Annotated in this window: 13 protein-coding genes; 9 read left to right on the top strand and 4 right to left on the bottom strand. The window is 63.7% G+C overall.

Annotation, left to right across the window (positions count from 1 at the left end):
* The first annotated feature begins 819 nt into the window (after nucleotides 1–819).
* From YUU_RS0134905 to YUU_RS0134890, 4 genes are all read left to right on the top strand, one after another.
* Nucleotides 820–4197, top strand: coding sequence for a helicase-related protein (locus YUU_RS0134905; protein ID WP_027526518.1), 3378 nt, complete (start codon nucleotides 820–822; stop codon nucleotides 4195–4197).
* An 84-nt stretch (nucleotides 4198–4281) separates the two neighbouring features.
* Nucleotides 4282–4536, top strand: a complete 255-nt coding sequence (locus YUU_RS0134900) for an RNA-binding S4 domain-containing protein (RefSeq protein ID WP_084801676.1) — start codon at nucleotides 4282–4284, stop codon at nucleotides 4534–4536.
* A 135-nt stretch (nucleotides 4537–4671) separates the two neighbouring features.
* Entirely contained in the window at nucleotides 4672–5010 is a 339-nt protein-coding gene (fdxA, locus tag YUU_RS0134895) for a ferredoxin FdxA (protein WP_027526516.1), read from the top strand.
* 340 nt (nucleotides 5011–5350) lie between these two features.
* On the top strand, nucleotides 5351–6175 hold the full coding sequence (locus tag YUU_RS0134890) for a CarD family transcriptional regulator (protein WP_084801675.1): 825 nt from the start codon (nucleotides 5351–5353) through the stop codon (nucleotides 6173–6175).
* Nucleotides 6176–6289: 114 nt separating this feature from the next.
* On the opposite strand, the gene YUU_RS52645 is transcribed toward YUU_RS0134890, so the two are convergent.
* A complete protein-coding gene (locus tag YUU_RS52645; protein WP_051390038.1) occupies nucleotides 6290–6751 on the bottom strand; it encodes a hypothetical protein in 462 nt (153 codons plus the stop codon).
* A gap of 367 nt (nucleotides 6752–7118) precedes the next feature.
* On the opposite strand from YUU_RS52645, the gene YUU_RS0134880 reads away from it, so the two are divergent.
* From YUU_RS0134880 to YUU_RS0134865, 4 genes are all read left to right on the top strand, one after another.
* Nucleotides 7119–8375 carry a GTP cyclohydrolase II gene (locus tag YUU_RS0134880; RefSeq protein ID WP_027526514.1) on the top strand — a complete coding sequence of 419 codons (1257 nt, stop codon included), beginning with the start codon at nucleotides 7119–7121 and terminating at the stop codon, nucleotides 8373–8375.
* 8 nt (nucleotides 8376–8383) lie between these two features.
* Nucleotides 8384–9622: a URC4/urg3 family protein gene (locus YUU_RS0134875; protein WP_027526513.1), complete on the top strand. Its 1239-nt coding sequence runs from the start codon at nucleotides 8384–8386 to the stop codon at nucleotides 9620–9622.
* A gap of 128 nt (nucleotides 9623–9750) precedes the next feature.
* Nucleotides 9751–10380, top strand: a complete 630-nt coding sequence (gene upp / locus YUU_RS0134870; protein WP_027526512.1) for a uracil phosphoribosyltransferase — start codon at nucleotides 9751–9753, stop codon at nucleotides 10378–10380.
* 127 nt (nucleotides 10381–10507) lie between these two features.
* Nucleotides 10508–10990 carry a cytochrome c family protein gene (locus YUU_RS0134865; protein ID WP_371260534.1) on the top strand — a complete coding sequence of 161 codons (483 nt, stop codon included), beginning with the start codon at nucleotides 10508–10510 and terminating at the stop codon, nucleotides 10988–10990.
* Nucleotides 10991–11032: 42 nt separating this feature from the next.
* On the opposite strand, the gene YUU_RS0134860 is transcribed toward YUU_RS0134865, so the two are convergent.
* Together YUU_RS0134860 and YUU_RS0134855 are read right to left on the bottom strand one after the other, a co-directional pair.
* Nucleotides 11033–11872 (bottom strand): DUF1194 domain-containing protein, encoded by an 840-nt coding sequence (locus YUU_RS0134860; protein WP_027526510.1) that lies wholly within the window; start codon nucleotides 11870–11872, stop codon nucleotides 11033–11035.
* 234 nt (nucleotides 11873–12106) lie between these two features.
* Nucleotides 12107–12394 carry a hypothetical protein gene (locus YUU_RS0134855; RefSeq protein ID WP_035664194.1) on the bottom strand — a complete coding sequence of 96 codons (288 nt, stop codon included), beginning with the start codon at nucleotides 12392–12394 and terminating at the stop codon, nucleotides 12107–12109.
* 387 nt (nucleotides 12395–12781) lie between these two features.
* Here YUU_RS0134855 and YUU_RS0134850 point away from each other — a divergent pair, with 387 nt between their 5' ends.
* Nucleotides 12782–13780 carry an AraC family transcriptional regulator gene (locus tag YUU_RS0134850; RefSeq protein ID WP_051390037.1) on the top strand — a complete coding sequence of 333 codons (999 nt, stop codon included), beginning with the start codon at nucleotides 12782–12784 and terminating at the stop codon, nucleotides 13778–13780.
* Nucleotides 13781–13804: 24 nt separating this feature from the next.
* Here YUU_RS0134850 and YUU_RS52640 read toward each other — a convergent pair whose 3' ends face one another.
* Complete coding sequence (locus YUU_RS52640) at nucleotides 13805–15205, bottom strand: adenylate/guanylate cyclase domain-containing protein (RefSeq protein ID WP_084801677.1); 1401 nt, start codon at nucleotides 15203–15205, stop codon at nucleotides 13805–13807.
* Nucleotides 15206–15522: the final 317 nt, after the last annotated feature.

The following is a 15522-nucleotide window of genomic DNA, read 5'->3' as shown; positions in this document are numbered from 1 at the left end:
GGCTTAGCAGAGGAGCGAACAAAGGTTTCGGGCGGGTCAGGACACCAGCCTTCCCGAAGCGGAGTCCCTTCGCCGGGACGATGGATCAGGTCAGGCCGTCATCCGGGTTGTCGACGCATCCCCGATGTGATCACGCGTTCCGTAGATTGGCCGACCTGCTCCTCTCTAGAATCCCATCAGGCGACGGCCACAGCGCCGATCCCGTACAGAAGCAGGTTCCTGGCGAGTGGATGACGCAAAAAGGGATTGACTAACCAGGGCCCGTTACAGAAGCCCGGATGTAGCAAAGCGAAGTCCGGGATGCGCGGACCGCAAGGCCCCCCGTATTCCGCTTCGCTCCATCCGGGCTACGGCTGATGAATCCATTTGACTCTCAGTCGATTCTGATTCGACTCCGGCCCGTCCCCAACATTAAGGAACTCGCCCCGAAAACGCCGCTTGTGCCGACGGCCAAAACTCCATCTAGTGCGCCTGAAAACGACCTGGCACGAGATGCTGCGTGAACGAATCCGGAAGCAAGGGGGAGTCAGCGATTCGGCCGCGATTCGTTCCGGAGTCGTTCCGAAGCTTAAGTGCGGGCGAGAAAGCGTTGCAAAATGAGACAGTTGCGGGGGAGGCGGGCGATGCACCCACATATTCCGCTGTCATGCCCCGGCTTGACCGGGGCATCCAGTACGCCGCGGCTTCTCGGCTCAAGCACCGCCTCTGGAATACTGGATCGCCCGGTCAAGCCGGGCGATGACAGCGGTGTGTGTGGCAAACCCTCCGCCCCCAAACGCCACTGACAAACGGCCCAATCACGACTAGCTAATCCCCAGAATGGCCTTTCCTCCCTCCTCCTTTGCTTCCGAGCGCGCGCCTGGCGCGGGCGTCACTGCGGTGCTCGGGCCGACCAATACCGGCAAGACGCATCTCGCCATCGAGCGGATGCTCTCGCATTCGTCCGGCATGATCGGGCTGCCGCTGCGGCTGCTCGCGCGCGAGGTCTATAACAAGATCGCCGATCGCGCCGGCATCGAGAGCGTTGCGCTGGTCACCGGCGAGGAGAAGATCAAGCCGAGGAATCCGCGCTACTGGGTCTCGACCGTCGAGGCCATGCCGCGCGATCTCGATGTTTCCTTTCTCGCCGTCGACGAGGTGCAGATCGCAGCCGATCTCGAGCGCGGCCATGTCTTCACCGATCGCATCCTCAATCGCCGTGGCCGCGATGAGACGCTGCTGCTGGGTGCTGCGACCATGCGCCCGATCATCGAGCGTCTGTTGCCCGGCGCTTCCATGATCACGCGTCCCAGGCTCTCCAGCCTTGAATTTGCCGGCGACCGCAAGATCACGCGGCAGCCGCGGCGCACCGCGATCGTCGCGTTCTCGGCCGATGAGGTCTACGCGATCGCCGAGCTGATCCGCCGCCAGCATGGCGGCGCCGCCGTCGTGCTCGGCTCGCTCTCGCCGCGCACGCGCAATGCTCAAGTTGCGATGTACCAGAACGGCGACGTCGATTATCTCGTCGCCACCGATGCGATCGGCATGGGCCTCAATCTCGACGTCGACCACGTCGCATTCGCCTCCGACCGCAAGTTCGACGGCTATCAGTTCCGCCGCTTAACTCCGGCCGAGTTCGCGCAGATCGCAGGACGCGCCGGCCGCGCCACGCGCAATGGCACCTTCGGAACAACCGGTCGCTGTGCGCCGTTCGAGCCCGAGCTCGTCAATGCGCTGCAGAACCACACCTTCGATGCGGTGAAGGTATTGCAGTGGCGCAATTCGAAGCTCGATTTCTCCTCGCTCGGCGCGCTCCAGGTCTCGCTGAACCTGCCGCCCGGCCATGAGGCGCTGACGCGCGCGCCGATCGCCGAGGACATGCGCGTGCTCGATCACGCCGCCCGCGACGGCGAGGTCCGCGACAAGGCGCACGGCAAGGCGGCGGTGGAACGGCTGTGGGAGGCCTGCCAGGTCCCCGATTACCGGAAACTCTCGCCGGCGGCCCATGCCGAGCTCGTCACCACGCTCTACGGCTTCCTGATCGACAAGGGCTGCATCCCGGATAACTGGTTCGCCGCCCAGGTCGACCAGGCCGACCGCATCGACGGCGACATCGACACGCTGTCGGGCCGGATCGCGCATATCCGCACCTGGACCTTCGTCGCCAACCGCCCGGACTGGCTGAAAGACCCCGAACGCTGGCAGGGGGGCACGCGGGATGTCGAAAATAAATTGTCAGATGCGCTCCATGAACGGCTTACAGAGCGTTTCGTTGATCGTCGTACCAGTGTATTGATGCGCCGCCTGCGGGAGAACACGAGCTTGAATACTGAAATCGGCAAGACCGGCGAAGTCATCGTCGAAGGCCACGTCATCGGCCGTCTTGATGGGTTCACCTTTGCACCGGATGCTGCGGAAGCAGGCTCCGATGCGAAAGCCTTGCAGGCTGCTGCGCAGGCGGTGCTCGCCGGCGAGATCAATGCGCGTGCCGAGAAACTGGGCGCTGCGCCCGACGAGCAGTTCGTGCTGACCTCGGAAGGCACCATCCGCTGGACCGGCGATGCCGTGGCGCGTCTCGTTGCCGCAGAGGAAGCGCTGCATCCGCGCTTGCGCATCATCTCCGACGAGCGCCTCACCGGGGCCCCGCGTGAAAAGGTGCAGGCGCGGCTCGAGCTCTGGCTCAAGACGCATGTCGAAAAGCTGCTCGGGCCGCTGTTCGAGCTGTCGAAGGCCGAGGACGTCACCGGCATCGCCCGCGGCATCGCCTATCAGCTCGTCGAGGCGCTCGGCGTTCTGGAGCGGCCGAAGATCGCCAATGAGCTGAAGGATCTCGACCAGCCCTCGCGCGCGACGCTGCGCAAGTATGGCGTGCGGTTCGGCGCCTATCACCTCTATTTCCCGCAGCTGCTCAAGCCCGCCGGGCGTGCGCTGGCCGCGCTGCTCTGGGCGCTGAAGCACGACAATGTCGATCTGTCAGCACTGTCGGGCGCGCAGCATCTGGCGAGCTCGGGCCGCACCTCGTTCCCCGCCGACAAGGCGTTGCCGCGCGATGCCTATCGCGTGCTCGGCTACAAGCAGTGCGGCGAGCGCGCCGTGCGCGTCGACATCCTGGAGCGTCTGGCCGATCTGATCCGTCCCGCGCTGGCCTGGCGCGAGACCTCGCCCGGCGCGAAGCCGCTAGGGGCGTTCGACGGCCGCGGCTTTGTCGTGACGCAGGCGATGACCTCGCTGACCGGCTCGGCCGGCGAAGATTTTGCCTCGGTGCTGCGCGCGCTCGGCTATCGCATGGAGAAGCGCGCGCCGCTGCCGCCGAAACCCGTCGTGGCAGAGACGGTCGCGGTCGAGACGCCGCCCGCTGAAGGCACCGCGGAAACGTCGAGCGAGACGGTCGCTGAGGCCGTTGCCCAAGTGCCGGCGGATGACGCAGCGCCTGCCGTTGAGGGCGCAGTCGAGCCGGTTACCGTCGAGGATGCGCCGGGCATGGAGCAGCATGAGGAAGAGCCTCACGCCGAGCCCGCGCTCGAGGCCACGCCCGATGCGCCGGTGACGCCCGAGGATGCACCCGGCATCGCACCGCCGGCGGAAGAAGCTGCAACCGTTCAAGCCGTCACCGAGGCCGCGCCGGCTGACGCTGCTGCCGCCGTGGAAGCCGCCGCATCGACTGACGCCGCCGCGCCTGCGGAAGCTGCCCCCGCCGAGCCGCAGCTCGTCGAGGTCTGGCGTCCCGGCGGCCGTCACGAGGACCGCAAGCCGCGCCACGAGCGGCACCGCCCCCGCCATCATCAGCCGCGTCCGCAGGAAGGCGCGCAGGCCGCGCCCGCAGAGGGCGAAGCTGCAGCCGCTGATGCCGCAAAGCCCGGCGAACGCCATCGTCACGGTGGCGGTCGCAAGGATTTTCGCAAGGGACGCGAGCAGGGCGAGGGCGGCGAACGCCGCGAGCCGCGTGACGACAAGGGCCGCCGGTTCGAGGGCCAGGAACGTAACAAGGACCGCGACAAGGATCGCGATCGGGGCAAGGGCAAGTTCGGCGATCGCGACGGCGGCCGTGGCCGCGACCGCGACAAGGGCCGCGATCGTCGCGACCGCGAATCCGGTCCGTCACATCGCCCCTATGCCTCCAGCGCTTCCCCGCGCGAACGCGATCGCCCGATCGATCCGAACTCGCCCTTCGCAAAGCTCGCCGCGCTGAAAGAGCAGCTTGCCGGCCGCAAGGAGTAGCGTAGCGTTTTCGAGCGAAGTGCGGAGCGGTTCGCGTGAAGAAAACGCGTCAAAAGGAATAGCGCCACGACCGAGCGCCAGCGGATCGACAGATGGCTGTGGCACGCTCGCGTGGTGAAGGCGCGCACGTCTGCAGCCGAGCTGGTCGAAAGCGGCCATGTCCGCGTCAACGGCGTGCGCGAGACTTCGCCCGGGCATGCGATCAAGACCGGCGACGTCCTGACGATCGCGCTCGATCGCACCGTGCGGGTGATGAAGGTGGTCGCCTTCACCGAGCGGCGCGGCGACGCAAATTCGGCGCGCGTGCTGTATGAGGAGTTGAATGAGCGCAAAGAGTAATTAATTGCGCTTGGCGTTCACTTCTTGGCCGAAGACGTGCGAAAACCCGTCGTGATCGGCCGTTCCCGATCTTGCGGCGTCGGTATTTACGCGCTACGCAAGCCGCGAATTTGAGAGAGCTTTTCGGAGCGTTGGATGACTTACGTCGTCACTGAAAACTGCATCAAGTGCAAGTACACCGACTGCGTCGAGGTGTGCCCGGTAGATTGCTTCTACGAGGGCGAGAACATGCTGGTCATCCACCCCGACGAATGCATCGATTGTGGCGTGTGCGAGCCGGAATGCCCGGCTGACGCCATCAAGCCGGACACGGAACCCGGCCTCGAAAAGTGGCTGGAAGTGAACGCCGAATACGCCAAGAGCTGGCCGAACATCACCCAGAAGAAAGATTCGCCGGAGGACGCGAAGGAATTCGACGGCAAGGAAGGCAAGTTTGAGAAATATTTTTCTCAAAACCCCGGTTCTGGAGACTAACTCGGGTCAAACTTAACCCTAATACCTTAGTCAGCGCCGTAAACAGGCCAAAAAACCCCTAAATCATTGATTTTTGCGGGAAATGTGCTATATTGGGCACATTGAGCCGAACCCCGTCAGCCCCGTTGGCCCCTCTGGGTTCCCGTGAAACCTCATGTCGAACAGGGGCGTGGCAGTTTTCCGCGCGCAGGCTGTGTCACAGAAAACGCGTAAAAAGAGTACTTCTGCTAAGGCGTCCCATAAGGATGCCAAAAAAGTCGCCGCGGCCAGCCGTAGCGCATCCAAGGGTCGTGCGGCGACTAAGCACACGGCTGCAAAGTCCTCGAAGAAAAGAAGCGCAATGCCTCACAAGACTGCCAAGCCGGCCGCGAAAGCGACCGTTTCCAAGCCCGCGGCTGCCAAGGCTGCGGTCAAGCCTGCCGTGAAAGCGCCTGTTGCCGCTGCGCCCAAGACGCCTGTCGCCGCCAAGGCTCCCGTCAAAGCCCCCGTCGCTGCTGCCAAGCCCGCCGTGAAGCCGGCTGCCGCTGCGCCGAAGGTCGAGGAAAAGAAGGTCGTGACCCAGCGTCAGGGCTTCAAGGCCAATGAATTCGTCGTTTATCCCGCTCACGGCGTCGGCCAGATCCTGGCCATCGAGGAGCAGGAGATCGCCGGGGCCAAGCTCGAGCTGTTCGTCATCAACTTCATCAAGGACAAGATGACGCTGCGCGTTCCGACCGCCAAGGTCGCCAATGTCGGCATGCGCAAGCTGTCCGAGCCGGCGCTGGTCAAGAAGGCGCTGGAGACCCTCAAGGGCCGCGCCCGCGTCAAGCGCACCATGTGGTCGCGCCGCGCCCAGGAATACGAAGCGAAGATCAATTCGGGCGACATCGTCGCGATCGCGGAAGTCGTGCGCGACCTCTACCGCTCCGAATCGCAGCCCGAGCAGTCCTACTCCGAACGCCAGCTCTATGAAGCGGCGCTCGATCGTCTCTCCCGCGAGATTGCGGTGGTGCAGCACTCGACCGAGACCGAAGCGGTCAAGGAGATCGAGGCGCAGCTCGCCAAGAGCCCGCGCCGCACCAATGCCAAGGCCGAAGCCGCCGAGGGCGAGGCCGATGCGGACACCGAGGGCGATATCGACGATACCGATGGCGACGATACGGCGGTCGCCGACGAGGCGGCGTAAGCAGCTTCGGCTCACGCTAGCATTCAAAAGCCCGGCCGTTCGGCCGGGCTTTGTGTTTTGGCGGCGGACACCTCGTCCGGCAGCTGGTCCTCGAATTGTGTTTCGGGCGTTGCGTCAACGCCGATTGCTTGCTTCCGCAAGATGCGGGAGCCGACGTCGAAGCCGAGGCCAGCCCCGGATCAGCGATGCGGATTTCCGAACCGGCTTGACCGGCTTGCAGTCGGGAAAGCGCGCAAGCAGCTCGGCCTTCAGAAACTCGAGGTGGCCGATCTGGGCGACGAGCTCCTTCAGGTCGCGTTCGCCGTCGATCAGCTCCACCTCGAGGCTCCGCAGTCGCCGTTTGTCGCCGTCGTCGCGATCGACGAATTCATCTGCGTCATTGCCGGCCGCCACGGCGGCGCGCGCAAGCACGTCCTCCATCCGCTCCTTCAGGTTGGCCTGTCGGGCTTTCGCGGCCTTCAGCGTCGCGTCAAGCGCCTGGACGATCGCGTCCATGCGCAGCGGATCGGTCTCGGTAGCAGGTGTCAGCTCAAGTGCAGCCCTGCCTAGGGCGACAGCGAAAAAGCGCGACTTCATCAGTAATGTCAACATCATGCGCGTTGGTCGCGTAGTTCGGCCGGCGGGTTCGATTCCTTCTGCGTGCCCTTGGCGACGGCGCTTGGCTCTCTGCGCCAAATCCGAACCAGTATCACGAAGCCCTTGAGATCAGGCGGGCATTACGCATCTCCCGTCCACGCAGGAACTGCGGATTCAGCTGTTCGACCTCCTTTCGGTCCGGCCCGCGCTGCCGCGCGCCCCGGAATGAGGGAACAACTGTTGGATACAACACTGGCGATTAAGAGATGAACTGCTATGTTATTGAGATCGGTCATGAATGGCTTTGCCCCGTGACCGCGCTAGGCCCGTCCGACAGGCGGGCCGTTGGCTTTATAGGAGCCTGGTTATGAGCCGCTCAAACCGTACCGAACATATTCGCCTCACCTCCCATCCGGAGCCGGGCGGAAAGGCGGCCTTTCCGATTCAATGGGGCGCCGCGGACGCGCGCGCGCGGGGGCCGATCGTCGGCACGGTGTCGCGCGCCCAGGACCGCAACGTCATCGGCAGCCATGGCGGTTCCTATGCCGTCTATCGTGCGCTCGCGGTCTCCGCCGGCGCGCTCGATCCGATCCGGCGTCCCGATCTCACCAACACGTTTCCGGCCGCGACCATCGGGCCGTTCCCGCAATGGAGCGATCCGGAAAAGATCGTCGCGCTCGACCCCTGGGGGCATCTCGTCGCCGAGAATTTCCGTAAAGAAATCGCCGAAGGCGCCGACATCCGGCCGAGCATCGCGGTGACGCGCGCGCGGCTGGACCTGCCGGAAATCCGCGGCGCGCTGGTCGCCAAGCGGCTGAAGCCGGACGGCGAGGTCGTGCACGCCAATGGCAGCGTGTCGGTGGTGAAGATCGCGATCGATCCGGTCTGGTATCTGCCCGGCCTTGCCAAGCGCTTCGGCGCCAGTGAGACCGAGCTGCGGCGCACCTTGTTCGAGCAGACCGCGGGAATGTTCCCCGAGCTCGTGACGCGGCCCGACATGAAGGTATTCCTGCCACCGATCGGCGGCACCACGGTCTATCTGTTCGGCGACGTGGCGAAGCTGCCCGATCATCGTACCAGGATCACCTGCCGCGTGCACGACGAATGCAACGGCTCGGACGTGTTCGGCTCCGACATCTGCACCTGCCGCCCCTACCTCATTCACGGCATCGAGGAATCCGCGCGCGGCGCGCAGGAGGGTGGGCTTGGGCTCGTCGTCTACAACCGCAAGGAAGGACGGGCGCTCGGCGAGGTCACGAAATTCCTGGTCTACAATGCCCGCAAGCGCCAGGAGGACGGCGACGCAGCCGCCGCCTATTTCGAGCGGACCGAATGCGTTGCCGGCGTGCAAGATGCACGCTTCCAGCAACTGATGCCGGACACGATCCACTGGCTCGGCCTGAAGCGCATCGATCGCTTCCTGTCGATGAGCGACATGAAATATGACGCGCTTACGGGGCAGGGCATCGATATCGTCGAGCGCGTGCCGATCCCGCTGGAGCTCATTCCGGCCGATGCGCATGTCGAGATCGCCGCCAAGAAGGCGGCCGGATACTACGCCGAAGAGATTCCGACAGCGAAGGACTTGACCGACACGGTCGGACGCTCGCTGGAGAAATATTGAGTCACGTGATGGCGGCGGCCACAGAACGAGAGGCCCGATCGCTGCTCTCGGCGGAAGCGGTCCGCGCGCGCGCCGCGCAGATGCTCGACATCGGCCTCGACGGCGGACTGACGCATTTCACGGTTCATCTCGATCGCATGGACGCTGTCGTGGATGCCGTGCTCGCGGTCACGCGGCGGTCCTATCCTGCGCTGGATATTCCCTTTCACGCACGTTGGCGGCACTTCGTCCTCGGCGGCGCCGACCGTTGGTCGCGCCTCGCGGACACCGTGTCCTGGCCGGATCGCGCCGCGCGGGCGCGCGCCGAGTTCGATCTCGCCATCGTCAGCGTGCTGCTGGATGCAGGCGCCGGCGCTGCCTGGCGCTACCGCGATGCCATGACGGGGCAGGACATCGGCCGCTCCGAGGGGCTTGCCCTGGCAAGCCTCGACATGTACGCAAGGGGCGCGTTTTCCGGTGACCCGCGCTCTCCCTTCCGCGTCGATGCGGATGTGATCGCACAACTCCCGCTCGCGCGGCTCGAGTCCGGCTTTCAGGTCACGGACAGCAATCCGCTGCTGGGCCTTGAGGGACGCACGGATTTGTTGCGGCGCCTGGGGCAGCTGGTGGCGTCTCGTCTGCAGGTCTTCGGTACGCATGATCGGCCGCGTCCGGGTGGGTTGTTCGATCACCTCGCGGCAAGAGCCGTGAGCGGCGCGATCGCCGCACCAGTCATTCTCGCCGAAGTGCTGAGCCAGCTCGGACCGATCTGGCCGTCGCGACTCGAGCTTGCCGGCATTGCGCTCGGCGATTGCTGGCGCCACCCCGCGATCAAGACCGATGACGCGACCACAGGCCTCGTGCCCCTGCACAAGCTGTCGCAATGGCTGAGCTATTCGCTGATCGAGCCCTTGCAGCGCGCCGGCTTTGACGTGACCGACATCGACGGCCTCACCGGGCTCGCGGAATACCGCAACGGCGGCTTGTTCGTCGATCTCGATGTGCTTGTTCTGCGCGATGCTCTGGATTCGGAGCGCTCTCACGGAGTGGATTCCCTCCTCGTCGTGGAGTGGCGGGCACTGACGGTCGCCTTGTTGGACCGGCTCGCCGAGCATGTCCGCGCGCGGCTCGGTCGCGATCGCACCTCGTTGCCGCTTGCAAGCATTTTGGAAGGCGGCACCTGGGCTGCGGGCCGCGCCGCTGCCTTTGCGCGGCGCCCCGACGGCGCGCCGCCGATCAAGGTCATCAGCGATGGGACGGTTTTCTAAGCCATGAGATTTGGTTCGACCGATTGCGGACCCGCGTGCACGCTGTGCCCCTCTCCGACAAGGGGAGAAGGAAAAGATCTCGGCTGATCGCGATTCAATCAAAGCTCATTTTTTGGGAGCATCACGTCATGGAAGGCGTCACGATCGTCGATCATCCCCTGGTCCAGCACAAGCTGACGCTGGTGCGGGACAAGTCCATCTCGACAAAATCCTTCCGTGAGCTCGTCAAGGAGATCGGCATGCTCCTGTGCTACGAGGTCACGCGCGATCTTCCGCTCGCCGAGGTCGTCGTCGACACGCCGCTTGCGCGCATGCAGTCGGCCAAGATCGCCGGCAAGAAGCTGGTGTTCGTTCCGGTGCTGCGTGCCGGCACGACGTTCGTCGACGGCATGATGGATCTGGTCCCCACCGCGCGCGTCGCCCATATCGGGCTCTATCGCGAACCGCACAGCTTCGCGGCCGTCGAATATTTCTTCAAGTCGCCGTCCGACCTCGGCGAACGGCTCGCGATCGTGGTGACGCCGGTGCTTGCAACGGCCAACACGGCAGTGGCTGCGGTCGACCGGCTGAAGGAGCGCGGCGCGAAGGATATCCGGCTCGCCTGCCTGATCGCCGCGCCCGAAGGCCTCGAGCGGATCCGCGGCCTGCATCCGGACGTCCCGATCTGGACGGCAGCCATCGATGAAGGGCTCGACGAGCACGGCTACATCCTGCCGGGCCTCGGCGATGCCGGCGACCGCGCGTACGGAACGCGGTAGCGCAGCGCCCTGGCAGACAATTTCATTTGAATTCCAGCGCCGATCCGCCAATTGCAAGATGCTGGTGAGATACGGGACTTCGACACCGCCTTGAGTCGCATAGTCGCTGCGCCAGCGAGGTGATCAAATGAAGCAGCCGCAGTTCCTGGCGCGCCTTGCCTTGCCGAAGTTCGGCCGGTTGCGAGACGCGCATGTGCAGCACATCGGTTGGGTGAGCGCACTCGTGGCCCTCGGCGGGGTGGCGTGCATGCTGTATTCGCCTTCCCATGGACAGCAGCCGGGGCAACAAAGTCTCGATGCCGCCTCAGGACAACGAGCGTTCAACAATGCATGTCGGACCTGCCACACGATCAAGGACGGCGACAATCGCTTGGGCCCGCATCTGTACAGGATCGTCGGAAGGAAGGCCGGCTCGCTGCCGGATTATAACTACTCGAGCGCGATGAAGGGGGCGGACCTCGTCTGGGACGAAGATAAGCTCGAGCGCTTCATCGCCAATCCGGACGAGTTGATACCGGGCAACAGCATGAAACCATACAGCGGACTGGCATCTGCCGACGACAGAGCAAGAATAGTTTCCTTCCTGCGATCGGACGCGTCGAGCCAATAGCTCACCTTTTCACTCGCCCGTTCGCCAGCCGCTTGCCGATGCTCACCACCGGCTTCGTCTCTCCCATATTTCCTCGCCGATGCCACAGGACACCCTCGGCCCGCTTTCGGCCGCCGGGACGATCCGGTACGCCGGTGTTCGGCCGGCGACCTCCAGCGTGAGCTTGGTCTTGATTGCCTCCTTGAACTTCTCGCGCTCCCTGATTGCCAGCATAAACGAGCCCGGGCCTCCGATCACGCAATCCTCGTAGTAAAAATCAAGGTCATCGATATCCATCATCGAAACGGTCGCGCCTTTCACCATGATCGGCAGGCCGTTAATCGTGATGCCCTTCTCCAGCGCCGCATTCCGCGCCTTGGTAACCGGGGGCCCTTCGTTGTTCGCACCATCGCCGGAAATATCGATCACGCGTCGCAGCCCGTGGTACGGGTTTTGGTCGAACAGCGGAATTGCAAAATGGATCGCGCCGGAAATCGACGTGCGGGAGCCCCGGCGAACCGGCGTTTTCATGATCTCGGCGGCCAGCGCATCTGCGGACTCCGGACCGTCGATGAGCCTCCAGGGCACGATGATCCTCTGATCATCCGATGCAGACCATTCGAAATAGGTCACGGCCAGCCTCTTGCTTGGCCCGGCCTTGAGCGCCTGGAGAAATTCATCGGAGATGACGGCCTGCGCGTAGCCTTCGCGCTGGACGACAAGCTCGTCCTCGTCCATCGAATAGGAGACATCGACGGCAATGACGAGTTCGGCATCGACGGAGGGCAGGGCGTCCTTGTCGACCAATTGATGCCCGAAATTGCCGACGGCGGTGCTGGCGAAGTTGCCTCCAGCGATAGTGCCCGCGATCAGCAATCTCAGGAGCCAGACATACTTGCGCATGCAGGTCCTCGTTCGGGTTGTACTCACATGCACGCGCTCAGACGACGTGCGCGTGTCCAACTTGATCGTGCAGACGGAGGTAACCAGTCACTGTGTGGCGAAACGGCGCACCGGACCCGGTTGCCGCCGCCCCGGATAAGGAATGTCCGAGGCGGCTCCTGAAATCATGCTTGCGTCAAAATGGCATCTGCAAAGCTGTTAGCGGGATGCATGGTAATATCACAGGCCGCTCTACTACCGCGAAGAGAACCCGACGGTCGTCAGTTTCGGCGCCTTCTGCTGCGCGATCATGCTCTGACGCGGAGTCAGGACGGCGATCTGGTGGGGAGAAGCAGGCATACCAGCAGCCTCCAGCATCGGGGTGGGCGACTGCTCCTGAACTCCGGATGCCCCCATCACCGCAACCTGGTGCCACGTGATCGGAAAGCCCGTCAGTTCAAAGCTTGGAAGTTCTGCTGCCCCTGCGGAGAAGCCGACTACCATCGCCGGCCCAATTACAACCATCAAGAACATCTTCTTCATGGCAATCTCCTTCCGTCGGATATGCGCGAAAAGTGAACCAGCTCACATCCCGCCACGACAAATTGAAATATGCTATTTTCCTGCGCACCTTAACTTGCCAGACTAGCAAACGAACGGCAGTTCTTCTTGGTCAATTGCGAACGGCAGCACCGAACCTGGGTACGCGAATTGTCAACACGCTCGGATTGTGGTTCGGCTGAATAAGTTGCCGGCAAGATGCTGATCGAAGGAGTCAACCACGTGACTCTGCGAATCGAGTCAAGCAGCAGATGCCCCCATGCTCCACCGGAGTGGTGTACCACCCGGTGCGCGCGACAACAGAGCATCTCACGCCTCGATTCCGCTCCTGCTTAGCGGGGTTTTGAGGCGCGTCTGAGGTCGAAGCTCATGAGTGAAACAGGAAAGCGCCAGACGTCGGAATGCTTGCCTGAACTCGCAACATTTCGACTTTCGACCGACAAGTTTCCCCAGCGAAAGCGCCTGTCCATGTGGCGCGAGGAATTCGGCGACAAGATCCTTCGCGTCGATATCGAGCCGTTGTCGGATATTCCATTCCACGCCAGGTCGACGTTGCGTATCCTGCCGGGGCTGAATGCGTTCTCTTCCACCTCATCGCCGCTTCGATTTCGCCGCACGAGCGATGGGCCCGATGCTGATGGATCAATTGCGCTCATCATCAACATGACGAAGGACTGTGTCGTATCTCAGCGGGGCCGGGAGGTGACGCTCCGCGCGGGCGATGCAGTCGCAGTGCATCACAGGAGCAGGGGGAGCGCGAGCTTTGCAGAAGGAAGCTACTTCGCTCTGGTGATCCCGCGCGCTGAGCTTGCGTCGCGCCTGAGCAATCTCGATGAGCCGACGATGCAGCCTATCCCGCGCGAGCAGACCACCCTGCGGCTCATTAGAAGCTATATGCGTCCGCTATGGGACGAGCTTCGCCTGGCCACGTCCGATCTACGTAGCCTGGTGGCGACGCACGTTCATGATCTTGCGGCAATGATGCTGAGCCGTGAGCATTTGTCAGGTGAGAGCAACGCCAGCGCGGTGGTGGCGACCCGATTGGCCGCCGTATTGGACTATATCGGTGCCCACTTCGACGATCCGGAACTCAATCTGGATACGGTCGCGCATAGCCAAGGCGTTTCTCCTCGCTACCTGCAGCGGCTGCTCGAAACCTCGGGATCATCCTTTACCGCCCAGGTGAACGAGCTGCGCCTGCAACGGGCGTTCGCGCTTCTGACGGAGCCGGCCGCGAGCCCGAGACTGATTTCCGACATTGCATTGGAGGTCGGCTTTTCCGACATCTCCTATTTCAATCGATCGTTTCACTCGCGCTTTGGCGAGTCGCCGAGTGGCATACGAACCCAGTCAAGAAGATCGCATTGACGACGCCGGCGGAGCTGTCCGATTCTACGGCTCTCCAGCGCGCGCCTGCGTCCAGATCGCGATCGGCTGCTCGAGGCCGCGGACGACCTGCGGGGCCTGGGCCATCAGCGGACGAAACGCCGCGTCGGCCTCGCCGAGCTCGATCCTGGCGCGCCTGACGAGATCGTCGCTGGCCACCAGCGCACAGCCGAGCGTGCGCGTCAGGGATTCGAGCCGGCTTGCCGCGTTCACTGTCGAGCCGATCACCGCAAATTCGAGACAGGTCACCCCGATATCGCCGAGCACGACGGGTCCGTAATGCAGGCCAAAGCTGACGCGGATCGGAGACTCGCCGGCCGCTTTGCGCTGCTCGTTCCAGCGATCCGCGGCCGCCATCATCGCCTGGGCACAGCGTAGCGCGTGGATGGCATCAAGCTTGCCGACGAAGGGCGTGCCGAAGGTCGCCATCAACCCGTCGCCGAGATATTTGTCGAGCGTCCCGCTGTGGCGGAACACCTCCTGTTCCATCAGCGCGTGGAATTCGCGCAATGTGCGCACGACGTCTTCCGGTGTTCGCGCGTCGGCAAAGGCCGTGAAGCCGACGATGTCGACGAACAGAACCGCGACGTTTTGCGTGCGTACCTGCTTCAGCGGCTCGTCATGCCGCGACAATTCCTCGACCACGTTCGGCGAGAAGTAGCGCGCGAGATTGCCGCGTTCGCGCTCCACTGCGGCATGGCGGATCAGGAGATCGTTGCTGCGGCGCACCGCCAGGGCGAGCGTCGCCGCGACGATCATGAACACGACGATTTCCTGGATGCGCGTGCCGAGCGCGATCGAACTTGGCGAGATCAACTGAAACAGCCTGTGATCGCTGCCGAGCGCTGCGGCGATGCGGGCGGTCAGTTCAGGGGCGCGATCCGGTTGCCACCACACCCAGGCAACGCCGATGCTCCAAAGAGCCGCAGTCCACGTTCCGACTGCGATGACGGTCCGCCAGGAGTAGGCCAGCGTCGCACCCGACAGCAGCACGAAGAAATAGATGAAGTTGCCGAAATGGAGTTGCATCGCCACGGGCAAGCGCGCGGAAACGAACGGATTCGGCACGACGAGGATCAAAGTCAGCAGTGCGAGGTCGCAGAACAACAGCGCCAGCTCCGGCCTCGACACGCCGACCCGCCCAACCCTGACCTGGGCCCAGCCAATCAGTGCGAACAGACCGAGCAACGCCACATAATAAAGCTGGTCCCATACCGGATTGATGTAGATGAGCAGGCAGGCGATCACCGTGAGCGCGACATAGCGCGCCCGCACCGCCAGCTGCAGGCCCTCCTGCTTGGCCGCTGCGAGCGCGGCCTGTGCAAACTCGACGGTTTCGGTCTCGCGCCGATCGCGCGCACGCGGCAATACGGCGGACAGGTCAAGACGCTCGACAAGCGTGGTCACGGGGCGGTCTCCTCGTGTGGGCTTTTGCAGCACATTGACGAACGTCAGCGTCCGCAACAAACGAATAGTGCGGAGAAGGTTGTCGCGCCAGCCTTGCGATGGCGCCACAGGCGAAGTTCCGGTCGCGCGGCCGACCGGTGTGTCGCGGCCGCGCAACACATGGTGACAGAACCGCTGTCGATTTCGTGCGAGTCCATATGGTAGTCGCCTCCGTCCAAGAGGGCGGGCGCGGTCGTTGCTAGCTTGCCGGTGACACTAAGGTGTGACCATCGAGGTCGGGCACCGCCACGGCGCGAGCCGATCTGACTGACTTGAGG

This window comes from Bradyrhizobium sp. Ec3.3 (assembly GCF_000472925.1).
Taxonomy (GTDB): Bacteria; Pseudomonadota; Alphaproteobacteria; order Rhizobiales; family Xanthobacteraceae; genus Bradyrhizobium.
The sequence above is the reverse complement of the archived record's forward strand: the minus strand, read 5'-3'. Positions and strand labels throughout refer to the sequence as shown.

Coding starts and splice junctions, on each gene's coding strand:
- YUU_RS0134905 (WP_027526518.1), top strand. CDS start 820: ATGGCCTTTCCTCCCTCCTCCTTTGCTTCCGAGCGCGCGCCTGGCGCG.
- YUU_RS0134860 (WP_027526510.1), bottom strand. CDS start 11,872: ATGCGCAAGTATGTCTGGCTCCTGAGATTGCTGATCGCGGGCACTATC.
- upp (WP_027526512.1), top strand. CDS start 9,751: ATGGAAGGCGTCACGATCGTCGATCATCCCCTGGTCCAGCACAAGCTG.
- YUU_RS0134875 (WP_027526513.1), top strand. CDS start 8,384: ATGGCGGCGGCCACAGAACGAGAGGCCCGATCGCTGCTCTCGGCGGAA.
- YUU_RS52645 (WP_051390038.1), bottom strand. CDS start 6,751: ATGAAGTCGCGCTTTTTCGCTGTCGCCCTAGGCAGGGCTGCACTTGAG.
- YUU_RS0134850 (WP_051390037.1), top strand. CDS start 12,782: ATGAGTGAAACAGGAAAGCGCCAGACGTCGGAATGCTTGCCTGAACTC.
- YUU_RS0134890 (WP_084801675.1), top strand. CDS start 5,351: ATGCCTCACAAGACTGCCAAGCCGGCCGCGAAAGCGACCGTTTCCAAG.
- YUU_RS0134855 (WP_035664194.1), bottom strand. CDS start 12,394: ATGAAGAAGATGTTCTTGATGGTTGTAATTGGGCCGGCGATGGTAGTC.
- YUU_RS0134865 (WP_371260534.1), top strand. CDS start 10,508: ATGAAGCAGCCGCAGTTCCTGGCGCGCCTTGCCTTGCCGAAGTTCGGC.
- fdxA (WP_027526516.1), top strand. CDS start 4,672: ATGACTTACGTCGTCACTGAAAACTGCATCAAGTGCAAGTACACCGAC.
- YUU_RS0134880 (WP_027526514.1), top strand. CDS start 7,119: ATGAGCCGCTCAAACCGTACCGAACATATTCGCCTCACCTCCCATCCG.